Genomic DNA, 25765 nt, shown 5'->3' on the forward strand with positions numbered 1-25765 from the left:
TCAGCAAGCGCTGTGCCAGCACGGCTGAGCCTCGAATTGCGGAGAAAGGGCTGGTTTGCCCGCGCAATAGCCGGTATCCCAGCGGTAGACCCGCAAGACGTCGTCTCATTGTCGCGAGACGGCGTCCCGGCCGTGAGACGAGGACAGTTTCGAATGACCGAACCCGCTTATGTCGCGGTGGACTGGGGCACCAGCAGTTTCCGGTTGTGGCTGGTCGATCGTGCCGGCCAGGTGCTGACCGAGCGCCGCAGCGGCGAGGGCATGCTGGCGGCGGCGAAGGCAGGCTTTCCCGCCGTGCTGCGATCGCATCTTGCGGCGATCGAAGCGCCGGATCATCTGCCGGTTCTCGTCTGCGGCATGGCCGGCGCCAGGAACGGCTGGGTCGAAGCCGGCTATGTCGACACGCCGGCGCCGCTCTCGGCCGTCCTGAAACAGGCCGTGCGCGTCCCCGGCGAAGCGCGCGACATCCGCATCCTGCCGGGCATCGCGCAGCGCGATGCAGCCGCGCCGGACGTCATGCGCGGCGAGGAAACGCAGCTGCTCGGCGCGCTCGGCCTTAATGCCGCAGGCGAGGCGCTGGTCTGCATGCCCGGCACGCATTCGAAATGGGTGCGCGTGAGGGACGGCGTGGTCGAACGCTTCTCCACCTTCATGACCGGCGAGCTCTTCAGCGTCGTCTCGCGCGAGACCATCCTGTCGCTCGCGGTCGCCGGCGCCGACGAGGCCGAGGATGTCGCGAGCTTCAAGGCGGCGGTGAAGGCCGCCTATGAGGCGCCGGCCTTCGCCGCCAATCTCTTGTTCGGCGCGCGGTCGCGCCAGCTTCTGTTCGGCGGCACGCCGGCCGCGGCGCGCGAGACGCTGTCGGGGACGTTGATCGGCGTCGAGCTGGCGGCGGGGCTTTCGGGCCTCGTGCCGCAAGCGGGCGTCAAGCTGATCGCCTCGGGGCGGCTTGCGATGCTGTACCGGCTGGCGTTCGAGGCGCTGTCGGTCAACGCTGATACGGTCGATGCGGATGAAGCCGTCCGCCGTGGCCTTTCGATGGCAGCTGCCGCGATCTGGACGAAATCAGAGGATCTTTGAGATGAGCGTTCCCTTTCCGCCGATGAAGCGGCCGCTGGTTGCGATCCTGCGTGGCGTCAAGCCCGAGGAGACCGAGGCGATCGTCGCCGTGCTGATCGAAGCCGGCATGACCGCGATCGAGATTCCCCTGAACTCGCCCGATCCGTTCCGCTCCATCGCAATGGCCGTGAAGCTGGCGCCTTCAGGCGCGCTCATCGGCGCCGGCACGGTGCTGGCCACCGCGGATGTCGATCGTCTCAACGACGTCGGCGGCAAGCTGATGGTCTCGCCGAATGTGGACACGCAGGTGCTCGTGCGTGCGCATCAATACGCCATGGTCACGCTGCCCGGCGTGTTTTCGCCGACCGAGGCGCTGCTTGCTGCGCGCTCCGGCGCATCGGGCCTGAAGTTCTTTCCGGCCAGCGTGTTAGGCGCCTCCGGCATCGCCGCGATCCGCGCCGTGCTGCCGTCAGGAGTGACGATCGCCGCCGTCGGCGGCGTCTCCGATCAGAATTTTGCGGAGTACATCAAGGGCGGCGTCACCGCCTTCGGGCTCGGCTCCAGCCTCTACAAGCCCGGCATGAGCGTCGCCGACGTCGCCGCGCGCGCGAAGGCGACGATCGCGGCTTACGATCGGGCAATTCAGAAAGATTGAACGGACAATAACTAGCCGTGATCCTGACATAGCCTATTGTGCCACATGGAGTCGCGATGCTGACATTTGCGCATCGTGTGATGTGACTGGCTGAATCAGGAGACCGACATGGCGATCAACAACGTGGCCGATCTGTTCGTGGCAACGCTCGAGCAGGCCGGCGTCAAGCGCATCTACGGCATCGTCGGCGACAGCCTGAACGCCCTGACCGAGGCGCTGCGCCGCCGCGGCACCATCGAATGGATCCATGTCCGCCACGAGGAGGTCGCCGCGTTCGCCGCCGCCGGCGAAGCCGAGATGACCGGAAGCCTTGCGGTGTGCGCGGGCTCCTGCGGCCCCGGCAATCTGCATCTGATCAACGGCCTGTTCGACGCACATCGCAGCCGCGTTCCCGTGCTGGCGATCGCGGCGCAGATCCCGACCGCCGAGATCGGCGGTGGCTATTTCCAGGAGACCCATCCGCAGAACCTGTTCCGCGAATGCAGCCATTATTGCGAGCTGGTGTCCGACCCGAGCCAGCTTCCTTACGTGCTGGAGAATGCCATCCGTGCGGCGGTGGGCCTGCGCGGTGTCGCCGTCGTCGCCATGCCCGGCGACGTCGCGTTCCGCAGCCCGCCCAAGCGCGCGCTGTCGACCACGCGCGGACTCGCGCTGTCGGCGCCCCATGTGGTGCCGCAGGCGAATGAGCTGAAGGCGCTGGCCGATCTCCTCAACGGCACCGAGCGCGTCACCCTGTTCTGCGGTCGCGGCTGCGCCGGCGCACATGCGCCCTTGATGCAGCTGGCCGAAGCGCTGAAGAGCCCGATCGTGCATGCGCTCGGTGGCAAGGAGCACGTCGAATACGACAACCCCTATGACGTCGGCATGACCGGCTTCATCGGCTTCTCCTCGGGCTATGCCGCCATGCACGCCTGCGACGCGCTGGTGATGCTCGGCACCGATTTTCCCTACAAGCAATTCTTTCCGACCGATGCGAAGGTCGCGCAGATCGACATCCGACCGGAAAATCTGGGACGGCGCTGCAAGATCGATCTCGGCCTCGTCGGCGACGTCAAGCTGACCATCGAAGCGCTGCTGCCGCTGCTGAAAGCGAAGACGCAGCGCAAGCATCTCGACGACGCCGTCGCGCACTACAAGAAGGCGCGCGAGGGTTTGGATTCGCTCGCCAAGGGCACGCCTGGCAGCAAGCCGATCCACCCGCAATATCTCGCAAAGATCATCAGCGATCATGCCTCCGACGATGCGGTCTTCACCGCCGATGTCGGCACACCCACGGTGTGGGCCGCGCGCTATCTCGACATGAACGGCCGCCGCCGGTTGATCGGCTCCTTCGTGCACGGCTCGATGGCCAACGCGATGACGCAGGCGATCGGCGCGCAGGCCGCCCAGCCGGGCCGCCAGGTCATCTCGCTCTCCGGCGACGGCGGCTTCACCATGATGATGGGCGATCTGATCACGCTGACGCAAGAGAAGCTGCCGGTGAAGGTCGTGATCTTCAACAACGGCGTGCTCGGCTTCGTCGCGCTGGAGATGAAGGCGGCAGGTTTCGTCGACACCAATGTCGACCTGGAGAATCCCGATTTCGCGGCGATGGCGCGCGCAATGGGCATCTTTGCCAAACGCGTCGAGGACCCCGGCGAGCTCCCCGGTGCGGTCAAGGAGATGCTCGCCCATGACGGCCCGGCCCTGCTCGACGTCGTCACCGCCAAGCAGGAGCTGTCGATGCCGCCGACCATCACCACCGAGCAGGTCAAGGGGTTCAGCCTCTGGGTCCTGCGCGCGGTGATGAACGGCCGCGGTGACGAGGTGCTTGATCTTGCGAAGACGAATTTGTTGCCGCGTTAGCTCCGCTTCACCGAAGGCGCGGGCAGCTGCTCCTGGCGGCGCTGGAAGCGCTGCCAGTGCAGCACGCTGCCGATCAGCAGGGCCGGCAGGAAGCCGAGCGCGATCAGGAAATGCGGCAGCTGCGTCGGCGAGACGAAGGCGATGGCGATGTCCGAGATCAGCCAGAGCGCTGCGAACATCACCGCAAAGTCCGTTCGCGCGCAGCGCAAATAGTAGAACACGGCGGTGATGACGATCGCGGGGCCGATCGCAACGCCGATCATGATCGCGGTCAGCTCCTTCGGCGTCAACGCGTCGAGCATCATCGCGGCCAGCAGCCAGAGTGCGGCGAACATGGCGACGATGTCGAGCGGATGCCGCAATTCAATACCTCTCGCGGGGACGCGCTATCGTTGTGGCCGGAGCTGCGGCCGTCAAGTCAAAATGCGCTTATTCCTCGTCACTTCCGGGCGTCGGGCGCAGCATGAAATGGCCGAAGGCGGTGGCGATCGGCTTGGCCGCGTCATCCTGCCAGGCGCGCGCCTCGAAGGCGACGATACGCCGACCCTGCTTCACGATCGAGACGTTGGCAAACGTGTCGAGCGCACGGCCGGAGCGCAGATAGTTGACGGTGAGCCCGATCGGCTTGGGTGGCGCGGCGGCGCCGAGCTCGCGCGCGACGCCGATGACAGCCGTGGTCTCGAGGAAGGCTCCGGTCATGCCGCCATGGATCGCGGGCAGGATCGGGTTGCCGATGATTTTTGGCGAGAACGGCATCGTCAGTGTGCCGTCGTCATTGACGCGGATGCCGAGAGCGCGCGCGAACGGGCTGCGCGCGAAGGGGCCATCCGGATCTTCCGGCGCCTCCAGCACCGGGATGCTGCGCGCATCCATCCTGCGGTCGGCGAGCATGTTGGTGCGGTTGGCGCCGATCATGAAGCAGGCGGTCGCAGTCGCTACCGGATCGTCCTCGGACTCCTGATAGGCGGTGGAGCGCACGAAGGCGATCGAGCGCGTGGTGCGGTAGCAGACCGAATGCGCCTTGATGTCGAGGCCGGGTGTCGCCGGCTTCTGGTAGTCGATGCGCAGGTCGAGGGTTGCGATCGCGCGCGTGCCGTCGAGCGCAAGTTGCACCGCCATGCCGCAGCTCTCGTCCAGCATCGCGGTGACGACGCCGCCATGCAGCACGCCGGTCTCGGTGTCGCCGACGAAGACGGGACGATAGGGCAGGCTCGACCAGGCCTCAGCCGGCGCAAAGCGGTCGAGCTGGAGCCCGCTGATATGGCCGTAATCGGAGCGGCGGCCCTGGACGGCGTCGGCGAGTTCCTCGAACGGGAGCGTGGTTGGTATGGTGCTCATGGGAAGGTTCTAGACCAGTGTCGGGCGCCGCGCAAAACCCCGAATTGGCCTCGACAGAGCAGGCCGAAGCACCGATGGTGGGCGCTTCGTTCGCCGACTAGCCGCAAGGAGCGCCCATGGCCGACCCCGAAACGCCCGCCAACAATCAGGGGCCCGTCACCATTTCGAGCTCCAGCTCCGAGCGGGCGCCGATCATCTATTTCGACGGTGCGTCCTGCTTCGGCCATCACAACGGCGCGATCCAGATCGAGCTCGCCGCGAACCTCCTGATGCCGGTCGGCGCGGCCGTCAGGGTCGACGTGATCCAGACCGCGCATCTGCGCTGCAGCGTGGCCGCAGCGCTTGCGCTGCGCGAAGCCCTCGACAAGGCACTGGCGATGTTCCGGCAGGGCCAGCAACAGCCGGTGACGGAGGAGATCCCCGCGGTGAAGAATTGAGATCGGAACGCTCTAGGATCCCGTCGCGAAACAAGACCTCATCCTGAGGGCCCGCCATCGGCGGGCGTCTCGAAGGATGGCCGCGAGCGCGAGGGGCCTACGAAACAAATAGGCCTGCCTCAGCCCACATGCACCTTCGGCTTCTTGCCGCCGTTCCACTTGCCGTCGAGGGCGCGCTCGATCTGGGCGGCGAGTTGCAGCAGCAGGCCGTCATTGGCCTGTTTCGCGATGGCCTGGATGCCGAGCGGCAGGCCGTGGTCCTGCGCTGCCATCGGCATCGAGATCGCGGGCATGCCGCAGAGATTGGCGAGCGGCGTGAAGGCGAAGAAGCGCCAGAGATTGTCGAACCAGTCGCGCACATCGGGATTGTCGGAAATGGTGAGGTATTCCCTCGTGCCGACCTTCGGTGTCGGCAGCGCGGTGATTGGCGTCAGGATCACGTCCCACTGCTCGAAGAAGGCGCCGAAGCCGCGTGACGTGGTGTTGAACACGCCCTGCATCTTCGCCCGCTCGGCGAAGCTGGTGTGCCGCCCGGCTTCCCAGATCCGGATGTTCATCGGCTCGATCAGGTCCTCCGGCGGTCTTTCCAGCCCGCGCGCGGCGAGCATGTTGGAGATCACCACGGCGAAATTCGAAATGTAGCACGTGGTCTGCGCCTCGAATGCAGCGGGAAGGTCGATCTCCGGCAGCGCATAGTCGACGTGATGGCCGAGGCCTTCGAGGAAGCGTCCGGCCTTCTCCAGCTCGGCTGCGAGCTCGGGCGTCGCGGTGTAGTTGCCCCATGTGTGCGACAGCGCGATGCGCAGCTTCGAGGGATCGCGCTTGATCATCTCGGAATAAGGCTGCGCCGTGGTCCAGAACGGCATGAACTCGCCGGGTGCCGGCCCTCGGGTATGATCGACGAAGGCGGCGGTGTCGCGCACCGAGCGCGACTGGCAGCCCTGGATCGAGACGAGGCCGGTGAGATCGGACATGTGGGGGGCGAGCGAGAACACGCCGCGCGAGACTTTCAGCCCGATATTGCCGTTGACGCCGGCGGGAATGCGGATCGAGCCGCCGCCGTCGGTCGCATGCGCGATCGGCACCACGCCCGCGGCGACCATCGCGGCGCTGCCGGCCGACGAGCCGCAGGTGGTGTAGTCGGTATTCCAGGGATTGCGGGTGACGTAGACGGCGGGATTATCGGCCGAAGAGCACACGCCGAATTCCGGCGTCGTGGTGCGTCCGATCAGGTTGAGCCCGGCCTGACGGAATTTGCCGGTGAGGAACGTATCGGCCGCGGCGCGATTGCCGCGCATCAACAGCGAGCCCATTTCCTGCAGCCGGCCCTTCATGGTCGGCCCGAGGTCCTTCATCAGGAAGGGCAGGCCGGCGAACGGACCTGCGAGATTGGCGCCGTCCTTGGCGGGATCGGCGATCACGTCCTCGAACAGCTCGACCACGCCCGACAGCGCCGGATTGACCTTGGCGACACCGGCGGCAGCCTGGCGCGCCAATTCCTTCGCCGTCAGCTCGCCCTTGCGGACACGCCCCGCCAGCGCGACGCCATCGTGCTGCGCCCATTCAGTCCAGCTCATCGGCAAAGTCATGAAGTCCAAATCCCTTTGATGCGGCGCCACCTTCCTTTAGCAAGGGACCGCATGAATCAACTGAGCCGGCACGAGGGGCAGGGTTGCATGGGGCGGAGAGGTCGCAAGGCGGGTCTCAATCCGGCAGTGGTGCGATGGTTGCAACCGGGCTGGCGGACGTTCGACCGTGGCCCGTAGCCTGCCGCGCCAATCCCGGATTACGCCTGCGCTGCATCCATCGTTACTGTGTCGCCCTCTGTCAATCCATAAGCGCAAAAATATTCCACTTTACCGAAATTCGGTTTCGGCGTATGTGTCGCCCATCCCGGCTCATCCTTGAGGGGCGGTCGTACGTCGTCACGATATGCGAGCCGGGTTGCGATGGACGCAGCAGCGTCGTCACGAGAGGTCAAGGGCAGGGCGGGTAGTCCCTGTGAGCCCGTTGGCCGCGTGCGGACGAGCGGCGCTGATGCGTACGGCAAAACCGTGTGGTCCTGGCCGTCGTTGCTATGGTCAAGCCCTTGGCGGAGATGCGCGCGAGCCCAACCGGGCGGACGGCATCGTCAATTCGCGGGGCGAGGGAGGCCAGAAGGAAAGTTCGGCTCCCGGGAGAGCGCGGCATAAGCCGTCCGACCATCGCGCAGGGAAGGCCGAGTGATTGGCGCCACCTGTATGCTGCTGTGCGGTCTCTTTGCGCTACACTTCGCGCAGCAGACCGTGGGTGCGAGGTCAGCACCCGGCCTTCCCTGCGCCCTCTTGGCTTCGAGGGTGGAGCGACCAGCCAAAGCTCGGGCGAAATGCGCCGCGAGGACGAAAAAGCGTGTCTGCGATTTGAAGATGACAATGAAGCGAATTGCGCTCTCGTGCCCCGGACGCTGCGCAGCGCTCCTTCAGCGGTGCGCTGCAGAGCCGGGGCCCATCTCGCCCGCATTGTGCCGTGCGGCCTCCTGGATCCCGGCTCTGCACCGCATCGCTAGCGCGCTGCAGCGCGTCCGGGACACGAGCAGCACGTCCCCACGAATGTGGCGAGATCGCATCTGTTCGACAAAAAAATCCCCTGTCGACGGTCCTCCGCGGTACCTTGATGAATCAACCCCGGTTGGTCCATAAGCGGCGTCCCGTGGCCGGTGGTTCGCCCCCGCGTTGCGTGCTTGGATAGAGGAATTCTCGCGTGGCAAATATCAACCAGAAAATTGCGCAGGAGCTTGGGGTTCGGGCGGAGCAGGTCGAGGCGACGGTGACGCTGCTCGATGGCGGCGCCACGGTTCCCTTCATCGCCCGCTACCGCAAGGAAGCGACCGGTGCGCTCGACGACGCGCAATTGCGCACCCTGGAGGAGCGCCTGGGTTACCTGCGCGAGCTCGAGGACCGCCGCAAGGCCATCCTCGAATCAGTCCGCGAGCAGGGCAAGCTCGATGCCGCGCTCGAGGCCTCCATTCTCGCCGCCGACAGCAAGGCCCGTCTCGAAGACATCTATCTGCCGTTCAAGCCGAAGCGCCGCACCAAGGCGGAGATCGCCAAGGAGGCCGGCCTCGAGCCGCTCGCCAACCAGCTGATGGCGGAGCCGACCAACGATCCGAAGGTCGTGGCCGAAGGCTTCATCAACGCCGAGAAGGGCGTTGCGGATGCCGCCGCCGCGCTGGATGGTGCCCGCGCCATCTTGGTCGAACGCTTCGACGAGGACGCCGATCTGATCGGCGCGCTTCGCGAGGAAATGTGGACCAATGCGCGCATGGCCTCCAAGGTGCGCGACGGCAAGAAGACCGAGGGCGAGAAGTTCGCCGACTATTTCGAGTTCTCCGAGCCGCTGACCAAGCTGCCCTCGCACCGCATCCTCGCGATGTTCCGCGGCGAGAAGGAGGAGATCCTCGACCTGCAGATCCAGGCCGAGGCCGAGGCGCCGCCGCCGGGCGTGCCCAGCGCCTATGAACTGAAGATCATGAAGCGGTTCGGCATCGCCGACCTCAAGCGCGCCGGCGACCGCTGGCTGATCGACACCGTGCGCTGGGCCTGGCGCACCAAGATTCAGGTCCATCTCAATATCGACCTGCGCATGCGGCTGTGGAACGCCGCCGAGACCGAGGCCGTGCGCGTGTTCGCCTCCAATTTGCGCGATCTCCTGCTGGCCGCGCCGGCCGGCACCCGCGTCACCATGGGGCTCGATCCCGGCTACCGCACCGGCGTCAAGGTCGCCGTCACCGATGCGACCGGCAAGGTGGTCGATACCGCCGTGATCTATCCGCACGAGCCGCAGCGGCAGTGGAACGAGTCGCTCGCGATCCTCGGCAAGCTCGCACTGAAGCATCGTGTCGAGCTGATCGCGATCGGCAACGGCACCGCCTCGCGCGAGACCGACAAGCTCGCAGGCGATCTCGTCAAGGGTCTGGCCGAGCTGAAGATGACCAAGATCGTGGTGTCGGAGGCCGGCGCGTCGGTCTATTCGGCCTCGGCGTTCGCCTCGGAGGAATTGCCCGGTCTCGACGTCACCCTGCGCGGCGCGGTCTCGATCGCGCGGCGTCTGCAGGATCCGCTCGCCGAGCTCGTCAAGATCGAGCCCAAGGCGATCGGCGTCGGCCAGTATCAGCACGATCTCGGCCAGGCCAAGCTCGCAAAATCGCTCGACGCCGTGGTCGAGGATTGCGTGAACGCCGTCGGCGTCGACGTCAACACCGCGTCCGCACCGCTGCTGGCGCGTGTGTCGGGCGTCGGCTCGGGCTTGGCGCAGAGCATCGTGGCGCATCGTGATGCCAACGGCCCGTTCAAGTCGCGCAAGGCGCTCAAGGAGGTGCCGCGGCTCGGGCCGAAGGCGTTCGAGCAGTGCGCCGGCTTCCTGCGCATCCTCGGCGGCGAGGACCCGCTCGACGCGTCCGGCGTGCATCCGGAAGCCTATCCGGTGGTGCGCCGGATCCTCAGCGCCACCAAGAGCGACATCAAGGCGCTGATCGGCAGCAGCGAGATCGTGCGCACCTTGAAGCCGAAGGATTTCGTCGACGAGACCTTCGGTCTGCCGACCGTCACCGACATCTTGAAGGAACTGGAAAAGCCCGGCCGCGATCCGCGTCCGGCGTTCAAGGCCGCCGTGTTCAAGGAAGGCGTCGAGGAGATCAAGCATCTCCAGAAGGGCATGATCCTCGAGGGCACCGTGACCAACGTCGCCGCGTTCGGCGCCTTCGTCGACATCGGCGTGCACCAGGACGGCCTCGTGCACATCTCCGCGATGTCCAAGACCTACATCAAGGATCCGCGCGAGGTGGTGAAGCCCGGCGACATCGTCAAGGTCAAGGTGCTGGACTTCGAGGTCGCGCGAAAGCGCATCTCGCTGACCTTGCGCCTCGACGACGAGGTCGGCGCCAAGAAGGACGCCCCCGGCATGCAGCGCGACAACAGCTCGCGCAACCCTTCCCGCATGACATCGTCCGCACCGCGCAAGCAGGAATCGTCCGGCGGCGGTGCGCTCGCCGAAGCCCTGCGCCGCGCGGCGGAGAAGAACAACGGCAAGCGGGCGTAGGTTTTCCAGCCTCTCCCCGCCCTTTGCGGGGAGAGGTGAGCTGCTCGACGGTGGAAAGCTTTTTCCACGTCGTCATTGCTTCGTCGCAAGAGCTTCTCGCAATGACGGGGAGAGAGTTGGGCTCCCTCTCCCTAACACCCGCGTCAGAATCTGGCGCGTTTGTAAGTTGCAGGCGCCGTTTGCTTCCTCTCATCTGATCGTCCTCGTGCGGCGTTGAGACCGCCGCACTGCAAGGAGGATGCTTCGATGAACAGCAGGCTTCTCAAAGGCCTCACCGCGGTGACGCTCGCCGCGGTGATGGCGGCAGCTTCACCGGTGCTCGCCAGAGGCGGCGGTGGCGGACATGGCGGCTTCGGCGGTGGTGGCCATTTCGGTGGTGGTGGTCATTTCGGTGGCGGCGGGATGCGCGCCGGCGGCTTTAGCGGCATGCATGTCGGCGGGATGGGCGGCGCGCGCTTCGCCCATGTCGGCGGTCCCGCCTTTGGCGGCGCACGCTTCGCGCATGCGGGGATCGGGCCGCGGTTCGCCGGTGCCGGCTGGCACGGTCACCGGGGCTTCCACCATCATCATTTCCGTCGTTTCGCCGTCTTCGGCGCGCCCTTCATTTACGCCGGCTACAATGACGGCTGCTGGCGCAGGAGCTGGACGCCCTACGGATGGCAATGGGTCAATGTGTGCGGAGACTATTGGTAGTCGCATCGCCGTACCGCACCATTGTCGCGGTCGCCACCGGGCGGTTCCGTCCAGCCCCGGAACGGGATAGTCTGGTGGCGATCGTCGCGCGGAGTTTTGCATGACCGGAGGTCACCGTCGCATCCTGGTCGTCGAGGACGATCCGGAAACCGCAGGCCAGCTCGTCGAGGAATTGACGACCTCCGGCTACGACGTCGATCTCGCAGCCAACGGCCGTGAAGCCCTGAGCCACGGCGCCGCGCGCGACTATGCCGTGATCACGATCGACCGCATGTTGCCCGATATCGACGGCATCAGCGTGATGCGGCAATTGCGCGACGACGGCGTCGCCGCGCCGTTCCTGATCATCTCCGCGCTCGGCGAGGTCGATGATCGCGTCCGCGGCCTGCGCGCCGGCGGCGACGATTATCTCGTCAAGCCGTTCTCCTTCACCGAATTGCTGGCGCGGCTGGAGGCGCTCGGCCGCCGCAGCGAGACCATCGCCAAGGAGACGCTGCTGCGGGTCGGCGATCTCGCCATCGACCTGATCGCACGCAACGCCAGCCGCCGCGGCCGCAAGATCCCGCTGCTGCCGCGCGAATTCCAGCTGCTCGAATATCTCGTCCGCAACGAGGGCCGCGTCGTCTCCCGCGCGATGCTGCTCCAGCACGTCTGGGACTTGCATTTCGACCCCTCCACCAACATCATCGACGTCTATGTCGGTCGCGTCCGCCGCAAGGTCGACGATGCCCAGGCCTATCCGCTGATTCATACCATACGCGGCATCGGATATTGCCTCCGTGCTCCTGGTTAAGACGCTCCGCTCCTCGACCTTCCGCCTGGCGCTGATCGCGATCGCGGCCTTCGGGCTGATCGTCGCGGCGATCATGGCCTATGTCTATTTCGGCACGATCGTCTATGTGCGGAGCCGGGTCGGCGACGCCGGCGATCACGGCGGGTTCACCGCGATGATCGAGCTTGCGATGGCCGCGGTTGCCGTGCTGCTGCTGGTGCTCGCCGGGCTCGCCGCCGTGCTGGTGACGCGGCGCACGGTGGGGCGGATCGAGGAGATCAACGCCACCAGCCGCGCCATCATGCTTTCCGGCCTCGACCAGCGCATCCCCTTGCGCGGCAGCCATGACGAATGGGACCGCGTCGCCGAAAACCTAAACCAGATGCTCGACCGCATCGAGACGCTGATGGGCGAGGTCAAGCAGGTCAGCGACAACGTCGCCCACGATCTGCGCACGCCGCTGACGCGGATGCGCGGCCGGCTGGAAAAGGCCTATCACCACGAGCGCAACAGCGAGGCGGATGCCGCGCTGATCGGCGACACCATCGCCGATCTCGACGCCGTGCTCGGCATGTTCGCCTCCATCACTCGGATCTCCGAGATCGAGACCCGTGCCCGCACCGGCGCCTTCCGCGCGCTGAACCTGACTGAAATCGCCGGCGAGGTCGTCGAGCTCTACGACGCCGCCGCCGAGCAGGTCGCAACCCGCCTCAGCCTTGCCGGAGACCGCCAGGTGCCGATCACCGGCGATCGCGACCTGCTGTTCGATGCCATCGCCAATCTCGTCGACAACGCGATCAAGCACGGCCGGCCGGGCGGGCAGGTGACCGTGACCTGCCGCAGCGCCGAGGGCGGCGCGGTGATCGCGATCGCCGACGATGGTCCGGGCATTCCCACGGAGGAGCGCGATCACGTCTTCAAGCGCTTCTACCGGCTCGAGCAGAGCCGCTACACGCCGGGCAACGGGCTCGGTCTCAGCCTCGTCGCCGCGGTCGCGCGCCTTCACGGCGCGGGAGTAGCGCTAAGCGACAATGCGCCGGGCCTGACGGTCGAGCTCAGCTTCCCGATCGCGCTATAGCTCGATCACGCCGCGGCGTGCCGCATGCGCCACCGCGTCGGTGCGGCCGGTGGCGTCCAGCTTGTCGAGCAGCGAGCCGACATGGAATTTGACGGTGTGCACGGAGATGCCGAGCCGGCGGGCGATCATCTTGTTGGAGGCACCCTCGGCCATCAGCGCCAGCACGTCGAGTTCGCGCTGCGTCAGCGCGATGTCGGCGGGCATGATGCGTGGATCGCGGGCGACGATCGTCGCCGTGGCGGCCTCGCCCGGCGCGGCAAGGCGAAGTCCGGCGATATTGCCGAGCAAAGCCGCCAGGCGATCGGCCAGCGCAGGATCGTCGATCTCCAGCGACAGCACGATTTCCGGTGCGTTGTCCTCGCTCACGCCTCCGGCCTCTCGCCGACCGTGACCTTGAAGCTGACCGGCTCGCCGCCGCGGCGAACCGCGACATCGACCACCGCGCCGACGCTCGCAGGTCCCAGCGTTCGTGACAGCGCGCGCACGCCTGACAGCTTCTGGTCGTTGACCGCGACGATCACGTCGCCCTGACGGATGCCGGCGGCGGCCGAAGGTCCGGCCTTGTCGACATTCATCACCATGGCGCCGATGCCGTCGTCGAGCCGGACCGGCTGGAGCCCGAGGCCGAGATAGCCGCGCGCGATGCGGCCGCGCGTCTCGAGTTGCGCCGCGACCCGCTCGATCGTCGCCGTCGGGATCACCAGCACGCGCCGCGGCCCGAGCACGGCCATGCCGAAGGCTTCACCCGAAGCATCGAGTGCGAGGCCGCCCTGCTGGCTGGCGCGCAGGCGGACATCGAGCTCGATCCGCGCATCGATCTCGCCGCCGCGCAAGGAGCGCCAGCCGCTGCCGGATGCCGACACCAGCCCCAGCGCGGCACTCGGCGTCTCGCGGTTGGTGGCGACCACGATCGACAACGCGCCGAGGGGCGGGACCGTTGCGGCGAGCTTGACCGGGGCAACAGCGGCCTCAGTGCGCAGCAGCGCGATATCGGTGGTGTGGTCGCGGCCCACGATCGTGGCGGCCGCCCGGCTGCCGTCGGGCAAGCCGATCTCGACCTCGCCCTCATCGGCCAGCGCCTCGTCGGCGGTGACGATCAGGCCTGGCTTCCACGCAAAGCCGGTGGCGCGGGAGCGATGCGAGTGCACGGAGACGACAGAGGGCGCGGTGCGCGCCACTACGTCCGCGAGGGCGGACGATAGTGAGGACAGGGGAGTTGGGTCGGTCATGGCTGGCTCCTGTAAGCTGCCCCCAATCTGGGATGTCGCGCGGAATCGCGAAACTGGCCGGGTGGTCAGGACACCGCCTGTTGCGGTCGACGAACATGTGATTGGGAGCCGCTCACGGGAACGTGTAGCAATCGGCCCGACATTGCGCCGCACGGCCTTAAGCCCTTTCAGCGAGCCCTGACTGACCATGACCATCGACCTCACCCGCCGCACCCTGCTGCAACTCGCCGGCGCGACCTCGCTGGCCATGGCCGCCGCAGCCGCGGCGCGGGCCGAGGGCACCCCGCAGGGCAGCGGCCCCACCTATGCCAGCCGCACGCCGATGCGGGTCGGCATGGTGACGCTGCGGGTGAAGAATCTCGACAAGGTTGCGGACTACTACCGCGATGTCATCGGCCTCACCGTGATGGAGCGCTCGGCGACTGCGGCGAAGCTCGGCACATCAGGCATCCCGCTGCTGGTGCTGGAGGCCCGCCCCGATGCGGAAATCGAGCCGCGCAATGCCGCCGGCCTCTATCACACCGCCTTCCTGATGCCGACCCGCAAGGACCTGGCGCGCTGGCTTGTGCACGCGGCCTCGCACCGCGTGAAGCTGTCGGGCTTTGCCGATCACCTCGTCAGCGAATCCGTTTATCTCGATGACCCCGAAGGCAACGGCATCGAGGTCTATGCCGACCGCGATCCCTCGCAATGGCAATGGAGCGAGGGCAGCGTGAAGATGGCGTCCGACGAGCTCAACATTCCCGACCTGCTGTCGCTGACCAATACGCGCGTGCCTGATTACGCCAGGGCACCGGACGGAATGCGCATCGGCCACATGCATCTGCGGGTCGGCGATCTCGCGCAGGCCGGAGGCTTCTATCATGGCGCGATCGGCCTCGATCCGACCCGCAGCCGCAATGGCGCGGCGTTCCTGTCGTCGGGGCGCTATCATCATCATCTCGGCATGAACGTCTGGCAGAGTCAGGGCGCCGGCCAGCGCGACGATCAGATGACGGGTCTCGCCTGGTTCTCGCTGGTCATGGCGAAGCCGGAACTGCTCGCCGCGCAGGAAGAGCGCCTGCGCAAAGGCGGTGCGAAGGTCACGGCGCTTGCCGACGGCGTGGAGGCGATTGATCCCTGGGGCACGCGAGTACGCTTGCTCAAGGTTTGATCGCGGGGGCGGGCATTGCTAAGACCCGTCGGGTGCCAGCTTCCGGAGCCCCCGACATGTCCGAATTCCACGGCGTCTTTCCCTACCTCGTCTCCCCCGTCGATGCCGACGGCACGGTGCGCACCGGCGTCCTCGCAAAGCTCTGCGACGATCTGATCGGCGCCGGCGTGCACGGACTGACGCCGCTGGGCTCGACCGGTGAGTTCGCCTATCTCAGTGCCGCGCAACGCACGGCGGTCGTGCAGACCACGATCGAGGCCGCGAGGGGCCGGGTGCCCGTGATCGCGGGCGTCGCCTCGACCTCGACGGCGGATGCGGTGGCGCAGGCGAGGACCTACCAGAAGTGTGGGGCCGACGGCATCCTGGCGATCCTGGAGGCGTATTTTCCGCTCACCGACGCCCAGGTCGAGGCCTACTTCCGCGCCATCGCGGATGCCGTCGACATTCCCGTCGTCATCTACACCAATCCGCAATTCCAGCGCTCGGACCTCACCCTCGACGTGATCGCGCGCCTCGCCGAGCATCCGCGCATCGGCTACATCAAGGACGCATCGACCAACACCGGTCGGCTGCTCTCGATCATGAACCGTTGCGGCGATGCCTTGCGGGTGTTCTCGGCCTCCGCCCACATCCCGGCCGCGGTGATGCTGATCGGCGGGCTTGGCTGGATGGCGGGACCGGCCTGCATCATCCCGCGCCAGAGTGTCGCGCTCTACGACCTCTGCGAGGCTGGCCGCTGGGACGAGGCCATGGCGCTGCAGCGCCGGCTGTGGCGCATCAACGAGGCCTTCGCCCGCTTCAATCTCGCCGCCTGCATCAAGGCCGGGCTTTCGATCCAGGGCTACGACGTCGGCGACCCCGTCCCGCCGCAGGCGGCGCTGACGGCCGAGGCGCGCCAGGTGGTGGAGGCGGCGCTGCGGGAGCTGGCGTAGCTTCCGTAGGGTGGGCAAAGCGACTTGTCCGCCGTAGCTCGAAGAGCGAAGGCGGAAGCGTGCCCACGACTTTTCTCGACGTCAAAGAGATCGTGGGCACGGCGCAAGTGCGCCTTTGCCCACCCCACGGATTCGCGTGTCGCGGGACAGCATGCCGAATCCGCGGATATCCCGCCCAAAACCGCGGCTGGTATGCCCTTGATCGATCCGCTAAAAGGCTGCCCGCAGTTTCGAAAAGACCTCGAGGACCCCACGGAATGAACATTCTTCCCGGCAATTTGCGATTCGGAGCGGGGCAGCCCGTCAAGCGTTTGGAAGACCAGCGGCTGCTGACCGGGAAGGGGCAGTTCATCGACGACAAGCCGGGCGACGGCGCCCTGTGGCTCTACGTCCTTCGCTCGCCGCATGCCCACGCCAAGATCGTCTCGATCGACACCAGTGCAGCCGCCGCGATGCCGGGCGTGACCGCGATCTACACCGGCGCCGACCTCGTCAAGGACGATGTCGGCAGCATCCCGACGCTGAGCATCTTCAAGCGCCCCGACGGCAAGCCGATGACAGTGCCGCCGCGCCGATTGCTCGCCCATGAGGTCGTCCGCTACGCCGGCGAGGCCGTGGCGGCCGTCGTGGCGTCGTCCCGCGTCGAGGCGCAGAGCGCGGCCGAGGCAATCGTCGTCGAGTACGACGTGCAGCCGGCGGTGGTCGACCCCGTCGAGGCCGTGAAATCAGGCGCGCCCGTGGTGTGGCCGGAGGCGCCCGACAACATCGTCGGCGCGATGTCTTACGGCGATGTCGCCAAGGTGGACGAGGCGTTTGCCAAGGCCGCGCATACCGTCGAGCTCGACCTCGTCAGCCAGCGCCTCGTGCCGTCCGCGATGGAGCCGCGCTCGACCATTGCCGAGATCGACAAGAAGACCGGCCGCCTGCTGCTGCACGTGCAGTCGCAGACCCCGGCCTCGACCCGCGACGTGCTCGCCGAGGCCGTGCTGAAGCGTCCCAAGGACAGCGTGCGCGTGCTGGTCGGCGACATCGGCGGCGGCTTTGGCCAGAAGACCAACCTCTATCCCGAGGACGGCATCGTCGCTTACGCCGCAACCAAGCTGAGCAAGAAAATCCGCTGGCGCGGCGATCGCACCGACGAGTTCGTCGGTGGCACCCACGGCCGCGATCTCACCTCGACGGCGTCCTTCGCGCTCGACGAGAAGGGCAAGGTGCTGGCCTATCGCGTCAAGTCGATCGGCTGCACCGGCGCCTATTCCTCGGGCGCGGCGAACATCATCCCGCTGGTGCTCGGCCCGTTCGTGCAGACCGGCGTCTACGATCTGCCGCTGGTGCATTTCGAGGTGCAGTCGGTGATGACCCACACCGCGCCGGTCGGCGCCTATCGCGGCGCAGGCCGGCCCGAGGCCGTGTTCATCGTCGAACGCCTGTTCGACGCTGCTGCGCGAAAAATCGGCATGGATCCGCGCGCGATCCGCAAAGCCAATTACATCAAGCCGGCGCAGCTGCCCTACACGAATGCCGCCGGACAGGTGTACGATTCCGGCGCCTTCGCGCACATGCTCGACCGCGCCGTGAAGCTCGCCGACTGGGACGGCTTTGCCGCGCGCAAGAAGGCGGCGAAGAAGAAGGGCCTGCTCTACGGACGCGGGCTCACCTCCTACATCGAATGGACCGGCGGCCGCGCCCACACCGAGAAGGTCAGCCTGCACGCGACCTCGCAAGGGCGCGTCGTGCTGCATTCCGGCACCATGGCGATGGGGCAGGGGCTGCAGACCACCTACACCCAGATGATCTCCGACACACTCGGCATTGCCATGGACAAGATCGACGTGGTCCAGGGCGACACCGATTTGGCGATGGGCTTCGGCAGCGTCGGTTCGCGCTCGCTGTTCGTCGGCGGCACGGCGGTCGCGGTCTCCTCCAACGATCTGATCCAGAAGGCGCGCGAGAAGGCTGCGAACGTGCTGGAGACCTCGATCGAGGACATCGAATATCAGGGCGGCATGCTCACCGTGGTCGGCACCGATCGCCGCATCAGCCTGTTCGACATCGCCGAGAAGGAGAGCGGGGCCAAGCTCAGCGTTGATTCCGAAGGCGAGGTCGATGGTCCGAGCTGGCCGAACGGCACGCACATCTGCGAGGTCGAGATCGACCCCGAGACCGGCGTCTCCAAGGTCGTGCGCTACACCACCGTCGACGACGTCGGTGTCGCCGTGAACCCGATGCTGGTCACCGGCCAGATCCATGGCGGTGTTGCGCAAGGCATCGGCCAGGCGCTGTATGAGGGCGTCTCGTATGATGCCGACGGCCAGCTCCTCACCGCCAGCTACCAGGATTACTGCATCCCGCGCGCCGACGACGTGCCGCCGATCGTGGTGACGCTGGATGATTCCGCGCCGTGCCGCACCAATCCGCTCGGCGCCAAGGGCTGCGGCGAATCCGGCGCCATCGGCGGCCCGCCTTGCGTCACCAACGGCGTGATGGACGCGCTCGCCGAGCTCGGCATCACCCAGCTCAACACGCCGCTGACGCCGCAGAAGGTCTGGCAGGCGATCAAGGAGGCGAAGGCGGCGGGCTAAGCGCGGCGCGTTGTTGCGCTGGTACCGCGTCGAACTCAACTGTCGTCCCGGACAAGCGCGCCATAAGCGCGCGCCGATCCGGGACCCATAACCACAGGGAGTGGTTGTGGCGCGAACTGGTAACTCCGAGTCCCCGCAATCACATCTCCCTGTGGCTATGGGTCCCGGATCTGCGCTTACGCTTGTCCGGGACGACAGCGGAGTGTGTAGCGCTCGCTCGCGCCAAATGCTCGGGCTACGGCGCTAAATCCCCAGCATCATCTTCGCAATAATATCGCGCTGGATCTCCGAGGTGCCGCCGAAGATGGTGTAGGCGCGGCCGTTGAGATATTCCGGCACCATTGTCAGCATCTCCTCCGGCGTCGCCGGCTCGTGATTGAGCTGGTAGAGCGGTCGCATGGGCTCGACGGCGAGGGCGTCGTGGCCGATGACGTCGACTCCGAGCCGCGTCACGGCCTGGCGGATTTCGCTGTTGCGCAGCTTCAGGATCGACGACACCGCGCCGGGATTCTGTCCGGTCTGCAATGCCGAGAGCACGCGCAGCTCGGTCATTTCAAGCGCGTCGATATCGACTTCCACCTCCGAGATGCGCGCCGCGATATCGGGGCTGTCGATGGCGCGGCCGGTCAGGTCCGATTCGGCGAGATCCGAAATCGCTTTCAGCCCCTCGCGCAGCTTGGCCGAGGCGATGCCGGAGCCGCGCTCGAACTCGAGCAGATATTTGCCGTAGGTCCAGCCCTTGCCTTCCTCGCCGACCCGGTTGGCCACGGGCACGCGGACGTCGTCGAAGAACACCTGGTTGACCTCGTGGTCGCCGCCGATCGTCAGGATCGGGCGTATCGTGATCCCCGGCGTCTTCATGTCGATCAGGATGAAGCTGATGCCGTCCTGCTGCCGCGGCCCGTCGCTGGTGCGCACCAGCGCGAACATGCGGTTGGCGTGATGCGCATGCGTGGTCCAGATTTTTGTGCCGTTGATGATGTAATCGTCGCCGTCGCGGACCGCGCGTGTCTTCAGCGAGGACAGATCGGAGCCGGAGCCCGGCTCGGAATAGCCCTGGCACCAATAATCCTCGCCGGAGAGAATCCGCGGCAGGTAGAAGTTTTTCTGCTCGGGCGAGCCGAACCCGATGATGACGGGCCCGACCATCTTTACCCCCATCACATTGACGTTCGGTACGCCGGCCCGTGCGGATTCGGTCTCGAAGATCCAGCGCTGCGCCGGCGTCCAGGCCGGCCCGCCATGCTCGACCGGCCAGCCCGGCGCGCCCCAACCCTGCCTGTGTAGCGCGCGCTGCCAGGCCATGCCGATATCAGGGTCGGAGAATACCGACGGCGTCAGCGCGGTCGCGCGCTTCATCTCCTCGGTGAGATTCTTGGCGATGAAGCCGCGCACCTCGTCCTGGAAGGCGCGCTCCTCGGCATTGAACGACAGGTCCATGAGGCTCTCCCGATATCAGGCCTTGCGGCCAAGTTCGGCGTGACGGGCATAGTGGTGCGCGCTGCCGCCAAACAGCGTGTCGAAGGCGACGAGGCGCTTGAAATAGGCGCCGACCTCGAGCTCCTCGGTGACGCCCATGCCGCCATGAAGCTGGATCGACTGCTCGCCGACGAACCGTGCGCATTTGCCGATCTTGGCTTTCGCGGCAGACGCCGCACGGGCCCGCTCGACCGGCGGACTATCCGCCTTCAGCGCAGCCCGCAGCGCCATCGAGCGCGCCTCGTCAACCTGCATCGCCATGTCGGCGAGGCGATGGCGGATCACCTGGTTGGCCGACAGCGGCCGTCCGAACTGCTTTCGGATCTTGCTGTATTCGAGCGTGGTGTCCAGCAGCGTCTGCATGATGCCGACGGCTTCTGCGCCGAGCGCGGCCATGGCGCGGTCAATGGCCCATTCGATGGCCGCCAGCGCGTCGTGGCCGTCACCGAGCAGGGCGTCCTCCGGCAGATGCACGTCGGACAGCTCGATGTTGCAGGCGCGTCCGCCGCCGAGGCGCGGATAGTCGCTGACGACGAGGCCAGGCGTCGTCGCCGGCACGAGGAACAGGCCGATCCGTCCCGAAGGCCTCTGATGATCATGAATGTGCGCGGAGACGATGATCTCATCGGCGGCATGGCCGTCGAGCACGGCGATCTTGCTGCCGGCAAGGCGCCAGCCGTTCGCCGTCTTGTTGGCTGATGTCGCGACCTTGGCGAGATCGAACCTCGCCGCGCGCTCGGAATGCGCAAACGCAAGCTTCAAGGATCCATCCGCGATCTTCGGCAGGCTCTCCTGCTTCTGCTCATTGGTGCCGCAGCGGTCGATCAGTGCAGCACCCAGCACCACGGTCGCGACATAGGGCTCCGACACCAGCCCGCGGCCGAACGCTTCCATCAGGATGCCGATCTCGACGGCACCGCCGCCTAGCCCGCCGAACTCTTCCGCAATCGGCAGCGCCAGCCAGCCGAGCTCGGCGAACTGCTTCCACACCGCCGGGCTGAAGCCGAGTGGATCGTTCGCCATCTTGCGGCGGTGATCGGCATCGTAGCTTCCGGCCACGAAGCGCTCCGCGCTCTCGCGCAGCAGTCTTTGCTCGTCGCTGAGGTTAAGATCCATCGCAATTACTCCGCGGCCGCCGGCGGCTTGCGCACGGAGGGATGCAGACCGGAGGGATCGACGATCATGCCGAATTCCTGAAGATTGTGGGCGTGGCAGAGCTGATGCAGCGCGAAGGCCTGGTCGATCGCGGCGGGCTGGCCCATCACGTCGACGGAGCGGTTCACCGCTTCCTTGGTCATCTTCAGCGCGAAGGCCGGCTTTGCGGCGATCCTGCGCGCCAGCTCCAGAGTGCGCGCAGAAAGCTCCGCGCGAGGCACGACCTGATTGACCATGCCGAGCTGCCGCGCCACCTCGGCGCTCCAGTTGTCGGCGGTGAACAGGAACTCCTTGGCCTTGCGCGCACCGAGCTCCCAGGGGTGCACGAACCATTCGACGCCGCAGACGCCCATGGTCACCACGGGATCGCAGAACTGCGCGTCGTCGCTGGCTATGATGAGGTCGCAGGCCCAGGCCAGCATCAGCCCGCCGGCGATGCACTTGCCGTGCACCTCGGCAATGGTCGGCTTGGCGAGGTTGCGCCAGCGCCGGGTGATCTGGAGGTAGATTTCCTGCTCGCGCGCGAAGCGGCCATGGGCATTTGGCTCGGCAAAACCGCCCCAATTTCCGATCGGTGGAAAATCGACACCGGCGGTATTCTTGCCGCCGGGACGCAGATCATGGCCGGAGGAGAAATGCGGACCGTTGCCGGCGAGGATGATCACCTTGACCGAATCGTCCTGCACCGCCGCGTCGAAGGCGGCGTTGAGGTCGTAGGTCATTTGCAGGTTCTGCGCGTTGCGCGCCTCCGGCCGGTTCATCACGATCCGGGTGATCGCTGGATCCGGCCTCTCCACGAGGATGGTCTCGAACGAGGTCATCGCGTTCCCCCGGTGTTCTGTCTTATTGTTTCGTCGAGTTGACTATGTCGGTCAGGGATAGGCAAGAGGCTTGCGTCAGTCGGCTGGGGTGCGCAGCGCAGTCATTCCGGGATGGTCCGAAGGACCAGACCCGGAATCTCGAGATTTTCAGTTGCGCAAGGGCGCACCATAGCTCGCTTCGCGCCCCGGAATGAACCCGAAAAGCTGGTACCGCGTTATCGCTATCTGATATTGAGTTACGGGATTCCACCGGGAGAAATTTAATGCGCAAGATCCTGACCGTGCTGGCGGCGCTGGCCTCGCTGAGCCTCACCAATTGCGGCTACAACGCGATCCAGAGCGAGGACGAGCAGATCAAGTCCAACTGGTCCGAGGTCGTGAACCAGTATCAGCGCCGCGCCGACCTCGTGCCCAATCTCGTCAACTCGGTGAAGGGCTTTGCCCAGCAGGAGAAGGACGTGCTGCTGGGCGTCACCAATGCCCGCGCCAAGGTCGGCAGCGTCCAGGCGACGCCCGAGGTGCTGAACGATCCGGCCGCCTTCCAGAAGTTCCAAGCCGCGCAGGGCGAGCTCTCCAGCGCACTGTCGCGACTGCTGGTCGTCACCGAGAACTACCCGCAGCTCAAGTCGGACGCGCTGTTCAAGGATCTGATGTCGCAGCTCGAGGGCACCGAGAACCGCATCACGGTGGCGCGCAACCGCTACATCAAGGCGGTGCAGGATTACAACGTCACCATCCGCTCGTTCCCGAGCAACCTCACCGCCATGATGTTCGGCTACAAGGAGAAGCCGAACTTCTCGGTCGCAAACGAGAAGGAAATCTCGACCGCGCCGAAGGTGGACTTCAACCCGGCGCCGGCACCGTCGAAGTAAGCGCGCGCCGTTTTGCGAATGCGCCAAGCTCCACCCACCGCCGTCATTCCCCGCGGAAGCGGGGAATCCAGTACGCCGCGGCCTCTCCGTGGGCTTCTGGCGTCTCTGGAATACTGGATCGCCCGGTCGAGCCGGGCGAGGACAGCGAGTTGGTGGCGCGCGGCTTTCGTTGCGGCGCTCGTCCTCGCCTTCGCGCTCCCCGCCTCAGCCGACGTCGCCGTCCCCCAGCTCACCGGCCGCGTGGTCGATCAGACCGGGACGCTGTCCAGCAGCGAGACCGCCGCGCTGTCGCAAAAGCTGCGGGACTTCGAAACACGCAAGGGCAGCCAGATCGCCGTCCTGATCGTGCCGACCACGCAGCCGGAGACGATCGAGCAATTCTCGATCCGCGTTGCGGAGGCCTGGAAGATCGGCCGCAAGAAGGTCGACGACGGCGCGATCCTCGTCGTCGCCAAGAACGACCGGCATCTGCGCATCGAGGTCGGCTACGGCCTCGAAGGCGCGCTCACCGACGTCACCTCGCGCCGAATCATCGATGAGATCATCACACCGAAATTCAGGAGCGGCGATTTCGCCGGCGGCATTGCTGACGGCGTCGAGCGCATGATGCGGGTGATCGACGGCGAACCCTTGCCGGTTCCCTCGCCCACCGTGAACTTCGGCAGTCTCGACGATCTCGCGCCGCTCTTCATCGTCACGCTGTTCGTCTCGGTGGGCATCGGCGGCGCCTTCCGGGCCGCGCTCGGACGGCTGCTCGGATCGTTCGTGACTGGAGGCATCATTGCGGCGCTGACCTGGTTCATTCTCGGGTCTTTCGCACTTGCCCTCGCGCTGGGTGGTCTCGGCTTCATCATCGGATTCGTCGCCGATCTGTTTTCGGTGATCACGCCGGGCACTGGCCGCTCGCGCGGCGGCTCCTGGTCGAGCGGCTCCTCGTCGGGCGGCTGGAGCAGCGGATCGTCGAGCAGTGATAGTGGCGGCTTCAGCGGCGGTGGCGGCAGTTTTGGCGGCGGCGGCGCCTCGGGGAGCTGGTAGCGGTATGAGCATCAAGCGCATCGCCAGACATCTCGTGCAGCATCATTGGCGGGCAAAGCAGATCTTTCCGCCGGCCGTGCTCGCCCGCATCGAGCAGGCGATCAGGCAGGGCGAAACCACCCATTCCGGCCAGGTCCGCTTCGTGGTCGAAGGCGCGCTCGACGGCGCGCCGCTGTTCCGCAACCAGCCGGCCCGCGAGCGCGCGCTCGACGTGTTTGCGCATCTGCGCATCTGGGACACCGCGCATAACAACGGCGTCCTGATCTATCTCCTGCTCGCCGACCGCGATGTCGAGATCGTCGCCGATCGCGGCATCCACGCCAAGGTCGGTGCCGAAGGCTGGGAGAGCATCTGCCGCGCCATGGAGGCGGAGTTCAGGTCGGGCCAGTTCGAGCGCGGCGTAATCGACGGTATCACGGCGGTGTCGCGCGAACTGGCGCGGCATTTTCCGCCCGGCGCATCGCATGCGAACGAGCTGCCGGATGCGCCGGTCGTGATGTGAACGGAGCGCGCTCCGTTCTCTCACCGTCATCCCCGCGCAACGGCTCCGCCGTTGCGCGGGGATGACGGAAGTGACAAGGGACGCCCAGCGCTTATTCCGCGGCCGTTCATCTTCACCCGATTACAATTTGTTTCACGCCCGCCACACCGGTTCCACTTTCCCGGCCAAATTCGGCCCCGGATAACTTCCTAAAATTTCGGTAAGCGGGTCCGCAGGTAAGGATTTCGCAAGCAATGAAAGTTACCAAAAGGTCAACCCAGACTGGAGTATTTGAGCCGTGAGCGAACCAATGCCCGAGCAGGCTGCCCAGGACGCCGGCGTCGTCGAAGCTGCTGCGACCGCGCCGCAGGCCAATGAGGCCGCTGGGATCGAGGCTCCCTCGATTGCGCCGGACCATGAGGCGCCACCCAAGCCGGATCCGGTGAAGATCGAGCCGCCGAAGATTGAGGCATCCCGGATCGACGTGCCGAAGCTCGAAGCCAAAGCCGAAACCAAGCCCGAGCCGAAGCCCGGCAAGCTGATCGTCATGGCGCCGTCGGAGCGGAACTGGGACCGTGAGGATTTTGCTCCGCATGTGAAGGCGGAAGAGCCGCGTGAGACCGGCAGCAAGCGCCGCCTGTCGGCGATGGCCGCGGTGGTGGCGATCGCCGCCGGCGTTGGCGCCATTAGCGGCGCGCTCGCAACCGCCGGCATGATGCATTTCGCCGCCCCGGCCCAAGCGCCGGTGCAGGTCGCCGACACCAGCGCGCTCGATGCTTCGGTCGCCCGGATCGATGCCGACCTCGTCGCGCTCAAGGCCAATGTCGACCACAGCTCGAAAACCGGCGTCACCCAGTTCAACCGGGCCAACGACCGCCTCGACAAGCTCGAGAAGGCGCAGGCCGAGCCGATAGCCAAAATCGCAAAGCTGTCCGAGACCGTCGACAAGCTCCGCGCCCCGCCGCCCGCCGCCCCCGCGCAGGCCGCAGCAGCGGTGCCCAAGGAGACCACCGGCTCGATCGCGCCGACCCAGGTTGCGACCGCCGCCGCCGCGCCGGCCCCAGTGGCTGGCG

Annotated in this window: 23 protein-coding genes; 15 read left to right on the forward strand and 8 right to left on the reverse strand. The window is 66.4% G+C overall.

The genetic code is table 11. The features are described 5' to 3' along the window. The first annotated feature begins 153 nt into the window (after window positions 1-153). From IC66_RS0115230 to poxB, 3 genes are all read left to right on the forward strand, one after another. Window positions 154-1080, forward strand: coding sequence for a 2-dehydro-3-deoxygalactonokinase (locus IC66_RS0115230; RefSeq protein WP_038948190.1), 927 nt, complete (start codon window positions 154-156; stop codon window positions 1078-1080). Between the two features lies 1 nt (window position 1081). Beyond that, on the forward strand, window positions 1082-1714 hold the full coding sequence (locus tag IC66_RS0115235) for a 2-dehydro-3-deoxy-6-phosphogalactonate aldolase (RefSeq protein ID WP_038948191.1): 633 nt from the start codon (window positions 1082-1084) through the stop codon (window positions 1712-1714). Window positions 1715-1822: 108 nt separating this feature from the next. Further along, window positions 1823-3559: a ubiquinone-dependent pyruvate dehydrogenase gene (poxB, locus tag IC66_RS0115240; protein WP_038948192.1), complete on the forward strand. Its 1737-nt coding sequence runs from the start codon at window positions 1823-1825 to the stop codon at window positions 3557-3559. On the opposite strand, the gene IC66_RS0115245 is transcribed toward poxB, so the two are convergent. Further along, window positions 3556-3921, reverse strand: coding sequence for a hypothetical protein (locus IC66_RS0115245; protein ID WP_038948193.1), 366 nt, complete (start codon window positions 3919-3921; stop codon window positions 3556-3558). The genes poxB and IC66_RS0115245 overlap by 4 nt on opposite strands. A 67-nt stretch (window positions 3922-3988) precedes the next feature. Next, on the reverse strand, window positions 3989-4897 hold the full coding sequence (locus tag IC66_RS0115250) for a PaaI family thioesterase (protein WP_038948194.1): 909 nt from the start codon (window positions 4895-4897) through the stop codon (window positions 3989-3991). Between the two features lie 116 nt (window positions 4898-5013). Between IC66_RS0115250 and IC66_RS47120 the strand changes: the two genes are divergently transcribed. After that, a complete protein-coding gene (locus tag IC66_RS47120) occupies window positions 5014-5334 on the forward strand; it encodes a hypothetical protein (RefSeq protein ID WP_028140433.1) in 321 nt (106 codons plus the stop codon). Window positions 5335-5453: 119 nt separating this feature from the next. Here the strand turns inward: IC66_RS47120 and IC66_RS0115260 are convergent, their stop codons facing one another. Then, window positions 5454-6923, reverse strand: a complete 1470-nt coding sequence (locus IC66_RS0115260; protein WP_038948195.1) for an amidase — start codon at window positions 6921-6923, stop codon at window positions 5454-5456. A gap of 1150 nt (window positions 6924-8073) precedes the next feature. Here IC66_RS0115260 and IC66_RS0115265 point away from each other — a divergent pair. From IC66_RS0115265 to IC66_RS0115280, 4 genes are all read left to right on the forward strand, one after another. Next, on the forward strand, window positions 8074-10410 hold the full coding sequence (locus IC66_RS0115265; RefSeq protein ID WP_028140431.1) for a Tex family protein: 2337 nt from the start codon (window positions 8074-8076) through the stop codon (window positions 10408-10410). A 246-nt stretch (window positions 10411-10656) separates the two neighbouring features. Next, the gene (locus tag IC66_RS0115270) at window positions 10657-11103 is read left to right on the forward strand and encodes a hypothetical protein (RefSeq protein ID WP_028140430.1); all 447 of its coding nucleotides are present in this window, start codon (window positions 10657-10659) and stop codon (window positions 11101-11103) included. 100 nt (window positions 11104-11203) lie between these two features. Then, on the forward strand, window positions 11204-11896 hold the full coding sequence (locus IC66_RS0115275) for a response regulator transcription factor (RefSeq protein ID WP_038948196.1): 693 nt from the start codon (window positions 11204-11206) through the stop codon (window positions 11894-11896). Next, entirely contained in the window at window positions 11883-12953 is a 1071-nt protein-coding gene (locus IC66_RS0115280) for a sensor histidine kinase (RefSeq protein WP_038948197.1), read from the forward strand. Before IC66_RS0115275 ends, IC66_RS0115280 begins: the two co-directional genes overlap by 14 nt. Here the strand turns inward: IC66_RS0115280 and IC66_RS0115285 are convergent. Beyond that, the gene (locus tag IC66_RS0115285) at window positions 12948-13319 is read right to left on the reverse strand and encodes a response regulator transcription factor (protein ID WP_028140427.1); all 372 of its coding nucleotides are present in this window, start codon (window positions 13317-13319) and stop codon (window positions 12948-12950) included. The genes IC66_RS0115280 and IC66_RS0115285 overlap by 6 nt on opposite strands. After that, on the reverse strand, window positions 13316-14182 hold the full coding sequence (locus IC66_RS0115290; RefSeq protein WP_038948198.1) for a S1C family serine protease: 867 nt from the start codon (window positions 14180-14182) through the stop codon (window positions 13316-13318). Before IC66_RS0115290 ends, IC66_RS0115285 begins: the two co-directional genes overlap by 4 nt. A 187-nt stretch (window positions 14183-14369) precedes the next feature. On the opposite strand from IC66_RS0115290, the gene IC66_RS0115295 reads away from it, so the two are divergent. The 3 genes from IC66_RS0115295 (at window position 14370) to IC66_RS0115305 (ending at window position 18849) form a co-directional block, all read left to right on the forward strand. Then, window positions 14370-15335, forward strand: a complete 966-nt coding sequence (locus IC66_RS0115295; RefSeq protein ID WP_038948200.1) for a VOC family protein — start codon at window positions 14370-14372, stop codon at window positions 15333-15335. Window positions 15336-15391: 56 nt separating this feature from the next. After that, complete coding sequence (locus IC66_RS0115300; RefSeq protein WP_038948201.1) at window positions 15392-16267, forward strand: dihydrodipicolinate synthase family protein; 876 nt, start codon at window positions 15392-15394, stop codon at window positions 16265-16267. A gap of 257 nt (window positions 16268-16524) precedes the next feature. Then, window positions 16525-18849 (forward strand): xanthine dehydrogenase family protein molybdopterin-binding subunit, encoded by a 2325-nt coding sequence (locus IC66_RS0115305; RefSeq protein WP_038948202.1) that lies wholly within the window; start codon window positions 16525-16527, stop codon window positions 18847-18849. A gap of 243 nt (window positions 18850-19092) precedes the next feature. Here IC66_RS0115305 and IC66_RS0115310 read toward each other — a convergent pair whose 3' ends face one another. From IC66_RS0115310 to IC66_RS0115320, 3 genes are read right to left on the reverse strand one after another with little or no spacing between them, the layout of a single operon-like run. After that, complete coding sequence (locus tag IC66_RS0115310; RefSeq protein ID WP_038948203.1) at window positions 19093-20289, reverse strand: acyl-CoA dehydrogenase family protein; 1197 nt, start codon at window positions 20287-20289, stop codon at window positions 19093-19095. Window positions 20290-20304: 15 nt separating this feature from the next. Further along, window positions 20305-21444 (reverse strand): acyl-CoA dehydrogenase family protein, encoded by a 1140-nt coding sequence (locus IC66_RS0115315; protein ID WP_038948204.1) that lies wholly within the window; start codon window positions 21442-21444, stop codon window positions 20305-20307. Window positions 21445-21449: 5 nt separating this feature from the next. Next, window positions 21450-22304: an enoyl-CoA hydratase gene (locus tag IC66_RS0115320; RefSeq protein WP_038948206.1), complete on the reverse strand. Its 855-nt coding sequence runs from the start codon at window positions 22302-22304 to the stop codon at window positions 21450-21452. 263 nt (window positions 22305-22567) lie between these two features. Between IC66_RS0115320 and IC66_RS0115325 the strand changes: the two genes are divergently transcribed. The 4 genes from IC66_RS0115325 to IC66_RS0115340 all read left to right on the forward strand — a co-directional run. Next, complete coding sequence (locus tag IC66_RS0115325; protein WP_028140419.1) at window positions 22568-23176, forward strand: LemA family protein; 609 nt, start codon at window positions 22568-22570, stop codon at window positions 23174-23176. 117 nt (window positions 23177-23293) lie between these two features. Continuing rightward, window positions 23294-24211 carry a TPM domain-containing protein gene (locus tag IC66_RS0115330; RefSeq protein WP_028140418.1) on the forward strand — a complete coding sequence of 306 codons (918 nt, stop codon included), beginning with the start codon at window positions 23294-23296 and terminating at the stop codon, window positions 24209-24211. A 4-nt stretch (window positions 24212-24215) separates the two neighbouring features. Beyond that, window positions 24216-24713 (forward strand): TPM domain-containing protein, encoded by a 498-nt coding sequence (locus tag IC66_RS0115335; RefSeq protein ID WP_028140417.1) that lies wholly within the window; start codon window positions 24216-24218, stop codon window positions 24711-24713. 289 nt (window positions 24714-25002) lie between these two features. Beyond that, the coding region (locus IC66_RS0115340; RefSeq protein ID WP_038948207.1) for a hypothetical protein at window positions 25003-25765 on the forward strand (763 nt) is incomplete at its 3' end.

The organism is Bradyrhizobium genomosp. III, assembly GCF_000261705.1.
Lineage (GTDB): Bacteria > Pseudomonadota > Alphaproteobacteria > Rhizobiales > Xanthobacteraceae > Bradyrhizobium > Bradyrhizobium ottawaense.

What these genes read in the sequence shown, in the direction of transcription:
- IC66_RS0115230 (WP_038948190.1), top strand. Translation starts at nt 154, where the DNA reads ATGACCGAACCCGCTTATGTCGCGGTGGACTGGGGCACCAGCAGTTTC.
- IC66_RS0115235 (WP_038948191.1), top strand. Translation starts at nt 1,082, where the DNA reads ATGAGCGTTCCCTTTCCGCCGATGAAGCGGCCGCTGGTTGCGATCCTG.
- poxB (WP_038948192.1), top strand. Translation starts at nt 1,823, where the DNA reads ATGGCGATCAACAACGTGGCCGATCTGTTCGTGGCAACGCTCGAGCAG.
- IC66_RS0115250 (WP_038948194.1), bottom strand. Translation starts at nt 4,897, where the DNA reads ATGAGCACCATACCAACCACGCTCCCGTTCGAGGAACTCGCCGACGCC.
- IC66_RS47120 (WP_028140433.1), top strand. Translation starts at nt 5,014, where the DNA reads ATGGCCGACCCCGAAACGCCCGCCAACAATCAGGGGCCCGTCACCATT.
- IC66_RS0115260 (WP_038948195.1), bottom strand. Translation starts at nt 6,923, where the DNA reads ATGACTTTGCCGATGAGCTGGACTGAATGGGCGCAGCACGATGGCGTC.
- IC66_RS0115270 (WP_028140430.1), top strand. Translation starts at nt 10,657, where the DNA reads ATGAACAGCAGGCTTCTCAAAGGCCTCACCGCGGTGACGCTCGCCGCG.
- IC66_RS0115275 (WP_038948196.1), top strand. Translation starts at nt 11,204, where the DNA reads ATGACCGGAGGTCACCGTCGCATCCTGGTCGTCGAGGACGATCCGGAA.
- IC66_RS0115290 (WP_038948198.1), bottom strand. Translation starts at nt 14,182, where the DNA reads ATGACCGACCCAACTCCCCTGTCCTCACTATCGTCCGCCCTCGCGGAC.
- IC66_RS0115295 (WP_038948200.1), top strand. Translation starts at nt 14,370, where the DNA reads ATGACCATCGACCTCACCCGCCGCACCCTGCTGCAACTCGCCGGCGCG.
- IC66_RS0115300 (WP_038948201.1), top strand. Translation starts at nt 15,392, where the DNA reads ATGTCCGAATTCCACGGCGTCTTTCCCTACCTCGTCTCCCCCGTCGAT.
- IC66_RS0115305 (WP_038948202.1), top strand. Translation starts at nt 16,525, where the DNA reads ATGAACATTCTTCCCGGCAATTTGCGATTCGGAGCGGGGCAGCCCGTC.
- IC66_RS0115310 (WP_038948203.1), bottom strand. Translation starts at nt 20,289, where the DNA reads ATGGACCTGTCGTTCAATGCCGAGGAGCGCGCCTTCCAGGACGAGGTG.
- IC66_RS0115315 (WP_038948204.1), bottom strand. Translation starts at nt 21,444, where the DNA reads ATGGATCTTAACCTCAGCGACGAGCAAAGACTGCTGCGCGAGAGCGCG.
- IC66_RS0115320 (WP_038948206.1), bottom strand. Translation starts at nt 22,304, where the DNA reads ATGACCTCGTTCGAGACCATCCTCGTGGAGAGGCCGGATCCAGCGATC.
- IC66_RS0115325 (WP_028140419.1), top strand. Translation starts at nt 22,568, where the DNA reads ATGCGCAAGATCCTGACCGTGCTGGCGGCGCTGGCCTCGCTGAGCCTC.
- IC66_RS0115335 (WP_028140417.1), top strand. Translation starts at nt 24,216, where the DNA reads ATGAGCATCAAGCGCATCGCCAGACATCTCGTGCAGCATCATTGGCGG.